Here is a 6,943-nt window from a genome sequence, read left to right as displayed (position 1 = left end):
TACAGGTCTCGCAACCCGAACCTTCTCCGAAGATCGACGGTGACCGCCAGCGTCACCACCGGCCGCGCACTGCGCTACGCCGGAGGCTCCGCGCGCGGCCTCCTACACCACTTCCCGGGACACTACCCAGCCGGGGTTTCCTTTCTTGGCATCGTGAACCGGGAAAGGTGAGGTTCAAATGCGTCCGCACTTCTCGCATGAAGTGCTCTATACTGGACTGATCCAGAGCAGTGCCCGGGCCGATTTCAGCTCTTGGGTCAAAGCACGCCGGGAGGACCCATGACATCAGTTGAACACAGCCCCCTTACCCGCAAGCTTTCGGCCTTCGTCGCCCTGTCTGATGTCGAGTTGGCCGTGCTTGAACGACTGCACCAGCGCCGCCGATCCTTCGTTGCGGGACGCGATATGGTGCATCAGGGCCAGTCGTCTCAGGCCGCCTATATCCTTTCCGCAGGTTGGGTCTGTTCCTACAAGCTACAGGCCGACGGGACGCGGCAGATAGTGGATTTCCAGGTGCCGGGGGATTTCCTGGGGTTGCGAAGCGTTCTCTTGCGCACCTCGGATCACAGCTTCGAACCCATCGTGGACATCGAGGCTGCCGAAGTGATGACGAGCGACCTTCTGGAAGCGTTCGCGCAGACTCCACGCCTGGCGACCGCAATTCTCTGGGCGGCATCAAGGGACGAGGCGATGGTCGTGGAACATCTCGTCGGGATCGGTCGGCGTGATGCGGACGCCCGGATGGCGCATTTTCTCCTGGAGCTGGCATCGCGCCTGGCGCTGGTGGGCATGGGAAGCAGGGAAGGGTACGACTGTCCTCTGACGCAATACCACCTCGCCGATGCCCTGGGTCTGAGCGCGGTTCACGTGAACCGGGTCCTGCGGCAGCTTCGCGAGAGTGGGTGTGTCACCTTCCGGGACGGTCATGTCACAATTCATGATCATGACCGTCTGGTGGACCTTGCCGAATTCGATCCGGCCTATCTGGATCAGATCGGACCGCTCCTGAAATGAGAGGGCCGCCCTCCCTTGTTTGGCAGGCGGCCCCAGTGATCACGTCAGACGTCGGCGGTCACGCGAGGGCGTGGGTCGCCGCATCGAGTTCCTTGTTGGTCTCGGCGTCGTTCTTCGCCGTGTTTGCCTTCTCAGCTGCCTGGTAATGCTTCAGCGCCGAGTCCTTCTTCGGGCCTGAGGGTGCCTTGTCCCAGGCGGCCTTGACGGAGGTCATCTTCTCGGCTGTCTTTGTCTGCTCGGGAGTCATTGGAAATGTCCTTTCATGGACGTTCCGAGAAATAAGAAGCGCGCCAACATGCCGACCTTTTGGGGTTCGGCACGTCCACACGCTTCTCGGGTACTCGAAAAAAAATGCCTCACCAAATATTCGGCGGGCACAGCTCACCCAACCAATGTCTGCTCCCCGCCGCACTGACGCAGGTTAGTCCCGGCGCGTGCGGCAGGTAAAATGACACTGCGGCCCTCAGGCCACAATGGTTTGCTGATGGGAGATCCTCAGCCAGGTGTCGTCGTCGTTGAGGTACGTTGAGGCGCAGAGTGCCTTGTAGATCGGTACGTCGGCTTTCTCCGCCGAGACACGGTAGGTGAGAATGGCGATGTCATGACACCGCGTGACGCGACGTTCGGCCATGGCCACGGAGCGCCAGCCGGTGCTCTGCTTTAGATGGGTCCAGATTTGGTCACCCTGGAGGATGCCGGGCGGATAAGGGAAGATCATGATGGCGTTGTTTGCTGTCGTCGCCCGCGCATTGTCGGCGCCACTGGTCCAGAAGTGTTCCTCCATGTCCCAGAGAACGCCCTGTTCGCGCGGCGATAGCGTCCCGGTCTTGTGCGCAGAATGACCCATTGGCGTCGATGTCTGAGCGGAAACGGTCATTCGCCAGACCCCGACCCGCCAACCATAAACATCTGAAACAGCACAAAGATGATCGCGAGCACGGCCCAGATCGCGCCGCTTGCACCCGGGCGGCCAACGGCCACCGTCGAGGCCGCTCGCTTCAGGGTCTGCGACGGGGGGCTTTCCGGAAGCAGCTGGCTCAAGTCTCCTGCGACCCTGCGGTGATCGCTTTCGAGCGTGGGAACATCCGGAAATCGAGCAAGCAGCTTGCCCAACCGTGATCGCGCGGCATCGCGCCCCAGCGCGACCAACTCAGCGGTTTCTTTCCATGGATCGAGGCCGAGCCGCGCGAGCGTGGAGAGGACCGTCACGACATATCCGTTGCGATCCTCGCCGACGGACGCATAGAGAAACCGATCAAACTCCGGTGGGTGCGGGTTGAGTACATTGGGGTCGGCCATTGTCATTCCATTCCTTGGTTGCAGGAACGCAGATCGCCCCTGTTTTCCAAAGGATACGCGCAGGTCGGTCTCGCCGCCCTTACACAGGTCAGTGCGGACGACTGCCCCCAGGAAGGTCGCAGCCGGTTCGGTGCCTGGGACTAACATGCGTCAGCGCCAGTTGGACGATCCCGCGGTACAAGGGGAGAAATCGTTCGACTGTTCCGTCCCCGACTTCACGGGGCCGTCACCAGTGGTGAGCGACGTATCTGCCAACATCGTGGTGACCAAAGATGAACATGCGGTCGACCAGATCGACGGTGACGTTTTCGAACCCGTTCACCCTGTCGGGATACCCGGGCGAACTGCCGGCTGGAGATTACCAAGTACTCGTCGAAGAAGAGCTTCTCCAGGGGTTGAGCTTCGAAGCTTACCGACGGACAGCGACCTACCTGACGGTGCGCGGCAGGGGCAACCATGCCGGACGTACAGAGTTGCGCGCGACTTCTGAAAACGACCTGATAGAGGCGCTGAACCGGGATCAGGCCGCGACCGAGACGAACTTTCGCAGCGATGCGGCGCTTTCCCCGCAGGAGGATCAAAAATGACATTTCCCGAATGGACGAAACCCGGTGTTTACGGCGCCTTGGTTGGCGCAGTTGCTGTCTCTATTCTTGGCTTCACTTGGGGCGGCTGGACAACTGCAGGCAGTGCAGACGAGATGGCCCAAAGCTTTGCGGCAGAGGAAGTCACCTTGGCCATGGTGCCGGTCTGTCTAGGCCTTTCAGAAGCGGATGCGGAACGCGTCGAAATACTGGCAACGCTTCGAGAAGCTTCCAGCTTTCAGCGGCGCAATGCGATGATGGAAACAGGCTGGGCCACACTGCCGGGCACTGATACCCCAAGCCGGGAGCTGGCAGACGCGTGTCTTGCGGGGCTTGAGTTGGATGGATCGTAGATCAAAGTTAACGGAGCCGCGACCTCCGCAAACTAACATTGCCCATATCCCAACGGACACACCAACATTCACGGCCCTATTTATGGCTTCGATTATTGCAGTCCTGTTGTTTGCACTCCCTGTATTTGCCCAAACTGCCAGTCAGCCAATGCCTGAGAACGCCAGTGCCAAAAGTTATGGCGATGGATGGGAATGCAATATTGGATTCCGGTTGAACGAAAATGCCTGCGTCGCTGTTGTTGTGCCGCAAAACGCATACGACACGAACCGATCCTACGGGTCCGGATGGGAATGTCTGCATGGGTTTCGCAGAACCGATGAAGCTGCATGTGTTGCAGTGGAGGTGCCTGAGGGTGGGTTCTTGGATCCCTCAGGCGAACGGTGGCGGTGTTTGCGCGGCTACATCAAGGTCGATGACACATGTCAGGAAATCGTGCTGCCAGCAAATGCGTACCTGGTAGTTGCCTCATATGGCTCCACGTGGACGTGCGAACGCGGGTTTGAAGCAACTGGCGACCAGTGTACTGCCATCGCGGTTCCAGCCAACGCCTATCTGAATCGATCAGGATACGGTCAGCCCTGGACATGTGAGCGTGGCTTCTTTGAACAGGCTGGTCTGTGCGAAGCCGTCGCGATCCCCGCACATGCATACTTCGACGACACAAGCTACGGCTCAGGGTGGAAGTGTGATCGGGGATACGCCGCCTCTGCCAAGACATGCGAATTCATAAACGTTCCCGAAAATGCGCATCTGGACAGGTCGGGCAACCGTTGGGAGTGCGACAAGAACTTCCAAAAATCACAGGGGCTGTGCGTGCTTAACAACTAGGCGCGAACCACTGCAACACGGACTTCAAAATACGCAGGTGAGGACAGTTCTGTCCTCCGTGCCGACCCAAAAATGGAACTACAATGGAAACCAGATCTGAAACTGTCGACACCATCCGCCGTCCTATCAGGGGACCGCAAGCGCCTCCAATGAGACAGACCAAACCCGCAGGCATGACGTCAGGCAGGCAGATCACATCCTCACCGACGGCGGTCGTCTATTGCGAGGGAAATTTCGCGCAAATTGATGGCAAGACTGCAAATGGCCTTGTCCGCCATTCCCAAGCGTATCGCATCCTTTCCGTCATCGACAGCACCTATAGCGGACAAGACAGCGGATCCGTTCTCGACGACGTAAGCAACAGCATACCTATCTTTGGTCATCTGGACGCCGCAGTTGCCCATGAAGCCGTCATTCCCGATACGCTCATCTACGGGATGGCCCCTTCAACAGGGCGTCTTTCGACTGCGGATCGAGGCGTTGTCCTCCAAGCCATTGAGCTTGGCATGAACATCGTGAGCGGGCTGCATGAATATCTGGGCGATGACACAGAAATAGCCAACGCGGCGTCAGTTCGAAATGTCACGATCCGCGACATCCGCAAGCCGAAACCCAGCAAGGACATGCGCCTGTTTGATGGCAGTGTTGCTGGTGTAAAAGCGCTGCGGATTGCCGTTCTTGGTACTGATTGCGCGATCGGCAAGCGGACAACGGCGACCTTTTTGGCCCGGGCTCTGAATGCAAAGGGCATTAAGACGGTGCTTGTTGGTACCGGCCAAACAGGTCTGATGCAGGGTGCGAAATACGGTGTCGCAATGGATGCCGTCCCACCCCAGTTCTGCTGTGGCGAGCTTGAAGGCGCGATTGTTGCGGCTTCTGAAGCGGAACAACCCGATGTTATTTTGATCGAAGGCCAAGGCGCATTGAGCCATCCCGCGTTCTGTACTTCAGCCTTTATCCTTCGGGGGAGCCAGCCGGACGCTGTCATCCTTCAGCACGCGCCCAAACGTGTCCATCGCTGCGACTTTCCCGATATGCCGATGCCTTCCCCCGCAAGTGAGATTGCCTTGATCGAGGCCTTTGCCGACACAAAGGTCATCGGTGTCACGCTCAACCACGAAGGGATGTCCGAGGCCGAAATCACCACAACCATCGCGGCCCTATCACTCAAACTCGGGCTGCCGGTCACCGATGCGTTGGCCCGACCGGCTGCAAATCTGCTTGCGATGGTACTCGCCGCATACCCCGGCTTGACACAAAGGCCGTCTATGGCCGCGATATGAGCTGCCCGCGCATCGAGGTGGATCTCAGCAAGATACGTCGCAACACGCATACCCTTGTTAAGCGCCTAGGCCCGCGTGGGATCGGCGTCACAGGCGTGACCAAGGCTGTCTGTGGGCATCCAGCGATCGCTCAGGCCATGCTCGATGGTGGGGCAGCCGGGCTTGCAGATGCACGTGTCCGCAATGTGCAAAGGCTACGTTCGGCAGGCATGACAGGCCCTATCACTCTGATCCGTACGCCGATGTTAAGCCAGGCCGACCAAGTCGTTCAGTCCTGCGAAGAGAGCTACAACACAGAGCTTTCGGTCATTTCGGCGCTGGCTGCTGCCGCGATCCGCAATCGTTCCGTCCACGGTATCGTCCTCATGGTCGAAATGGGTGATCTGCGCGACGGGATACTACCCGAGAACCTGGAAGGTATTGCACAGCAGGTCATGCAAATGTCAGGGGTTGCGTTGAAAGGGATTGGTGCGAACTTTGCCTGTCTGAGCGGGCTTGCCCCGACTGCGTTGCAAATGTCCACTTTTTGCGACCTCGCGAATGAGATCGAGGGGGTATGCGGCCCGTTCCTCAAGGTCGTATCCGGTGGCAACTCAGCCAATTTGCCCTGGGCGCTTGGTGAACGCGCGACGGGTCGTGTCAACGACCTCCGTCTGGGTGAGGCGATCCTTCTGGGTGTGGAGCCGGTGTCTGGGGACCAGATCTGTGGGATGCACACGGACGCCTTCACGCTTGTTGCCGAAGTTATCGAAACGGATGCAAGACCCCCGCCATTCCCTATCGCCCTGATCGATCCAACACCGGAACGACTTCGCATTGTGACAACCAGTGCTGCCTCTGCGCGCATGATCCTCGCGATGGGACATCAGGACACCGACATTCCGGGGCTCTCAATGCCTGTTGGAAGCACATTGATCGGTGCAACAAGCGATCATCTTGTTATTGGAACGCCTCGAACCCTGCCGACGGTGGGTTCCGAGATGAGATTCCAGATGAATTACAATGCGTTGATGCGTGCCATGGCTGCACCAGACATCGAAGTGAAACTGCTGGGCGATCCACGCACACGCCCATCACGGCGCACCCAAGGCAAGGTCGACCACTTGGCGCTGGTTTGAAAGACCTCGCTTGGTCCGGCCGTCCCTAAACCACAAAGGAAACTGAGAATTGACGAAACTCACAAAAAGCAATCTGTTCAAAGTGTATGATTCTAAACCGGAAACCCCAATGGATAAGACGACGCGTATCGTCAGACAAATAGTCGACGAAGAAACGGAACAACGACAAGCAAAGAACTCCCGACTGCGCAATGCTCGCCTAGAAAGAGAGGCAAACACGCCACCTGTATCCAAAGATTCAGCCGCGTCTAAATCGCGTCGCTCGAAAGCCGCTTCGACCCGGTAGTTGAACTTCGGCGGCTATGTTTGCGTGATGTGCTCCGCAGGGCAATGGTCGAGTTATGCCCGAAAGTTGGTGATGGTCTGAAGTAGGCGGCATATCATGGCGGTGTTCAAGATGCCGTCGTTCTCAGAGAGAAAGGATATGCCACCATGGCCAAATCTACCGTTGTCCCGTTCGAGC

The 6,943-nt window shown here is 58.2% G+C and carries 9 protein-coding genes; 6 read left to right on the top strand and 3 right to left on the bottom strand.

What is annotated here, in order from left to right:
* Positions 1–279 precede the first annotated feature (279 nt).
* The gene (locus tag ROA7023_RS22610) at positions 280–1,014 is read left to right on the top strand and encodes a Crp/Fnr family transcriptional regulator (protein WP_085881234.1); all 735 of its coding nucleotides are present in this window, start codon (positions 280–282) and stop codon (positions 1,012–1,014) included.
* 58 nt (positions 1,015–1,072) lie between these two features.
* Here ROA7023_RS22610 and ROA7023_RS22605 read toward each other — a convergent pair whose 3' ends face one another.
* The 3 genes from ROA7023_RS22605 to ROA7023_RS22595 form a co-directional block, all read right to left on the bottom strand.
* Positions 1,073–1,261, bottom strand: coding sequence for a hypothetical protein (locus ROA7023_RS22605; protein ID WP_085881233.1), 189 nt, complete (start codon positions 1,259–1,261; stop codon positions 1,073–1,075).
* Positions 1,262–1,477: 216 nt separating this feature from the next.
* Positions 1,478–1,891 carry a hypothetical protein gene (locus tag ROA7023_RS22600; protein WP_234992416.1) on the bottom strand — a complete coding sequence of 138 codons (414 nt, stop codon included), beginning with the start codon at positions 1,889–1,891 and terminating at the stop codon, positions 1,478–1,480.
* Positions 1,888–2,313, bottom strand: a complete 426-nt coding sequence (locus ROA7023_RS22595; protein WP_085881232.1) for a hypothetical protein — start codon at positions 2,311–2,313, stop codon at positions 1,888–1,890. The genes ROA7023_RS22600 and ROA7023_RS22595 overlap by 4 nt, the downstream gene beginning before the upstream one ends.
* 272 nt (positions 2,314–2,585) lie before the next feature.
* Between ROA7023_RS22595 and ROA7023_RS22590 the strand changes: the two genes are divergently transcribed.
* From ROA7023_RS22590 to ROA7023_RS22570, 5 genes are all read left to right on the top strand, one after another.
* Positions 2,586–2,900, top strand: coding sequence for a hypothetical protein (locus tag ROA7023_RS22590; protein ID WP_200812583.1), 315 nt, complete (start codon positions 2,586–2,588; stop codon positions 2,898–2,900).
* Positions 2,897–3,250, top strand: a complete 354-nt coding sequence (locus tag ROA7023_RS22585; protein ID WP_085881230.1) for a hypothetical protein — start codon at positions 2,897–2,899, stop codon at positions 3,248–3,250. Before ROA7023_RS22590 ends, ROA7023_RS22585 begins: the two co-directional genes overlap by 4 nt.
* 82 nt (positions 3,251–3,332) lie before the next feature.
* On the top strand, positions 3,333–4,079 hold the full coding sequence (locus tag ROA7023_RS22580; RefSeq protein ID WP_085881229.1) for a hypothetical protein: 747 nt from the start codon (positions 3,333–3,335) through the stop codon (positions 4,077–4,079).
* 149 nt (positions 4,080–4,228) lie between these two features.
* Positions 4,229–5,362 carry an N-acetyltransferase DgcN family protein gene (locus ROA7023_RS22575; protein ID WP_143535716.1) on the top strand — a complete coding sequence of 378 codons (1,134 nt, stop codon included), beginning with the start codon at positions 4,229–4,231 and terminating at the stop codon, positions 5,360–5,362.
* On the top strand, positions 5,359–6,480 hold the full coding sequence (locus ROA7023_RS22570; RefSeq protein WP_085881227.1) for an alanine/ornithine racemase family PLP-dependent enzyme: 1,122 nt from the start codon (positions 5,359–5,361) through the stop codon (positions 6,478–6,480). Before ROA7023_RS22575 ends, ROA7023_RS22570 begins: the two co-directional genes overlap by 4 nt.
* Positions 6,481–6,943: the final 463 nt, after the last annotated feature.

The sequence above is a fragment of the Roseisalinus antarcticus genome, from assembly GCF_900172355.1.
Taxonomy (GTDB): Bacteria; Pseudomonadota; Alphaproteobacteria; order Rhodobacterales; family Rhodobacteraceae; genus Oceanicola; species Oceanicola antarcticus_A.
This window is presented reverse-complemented; position numbering and strand designations above follow the sequence as displayed.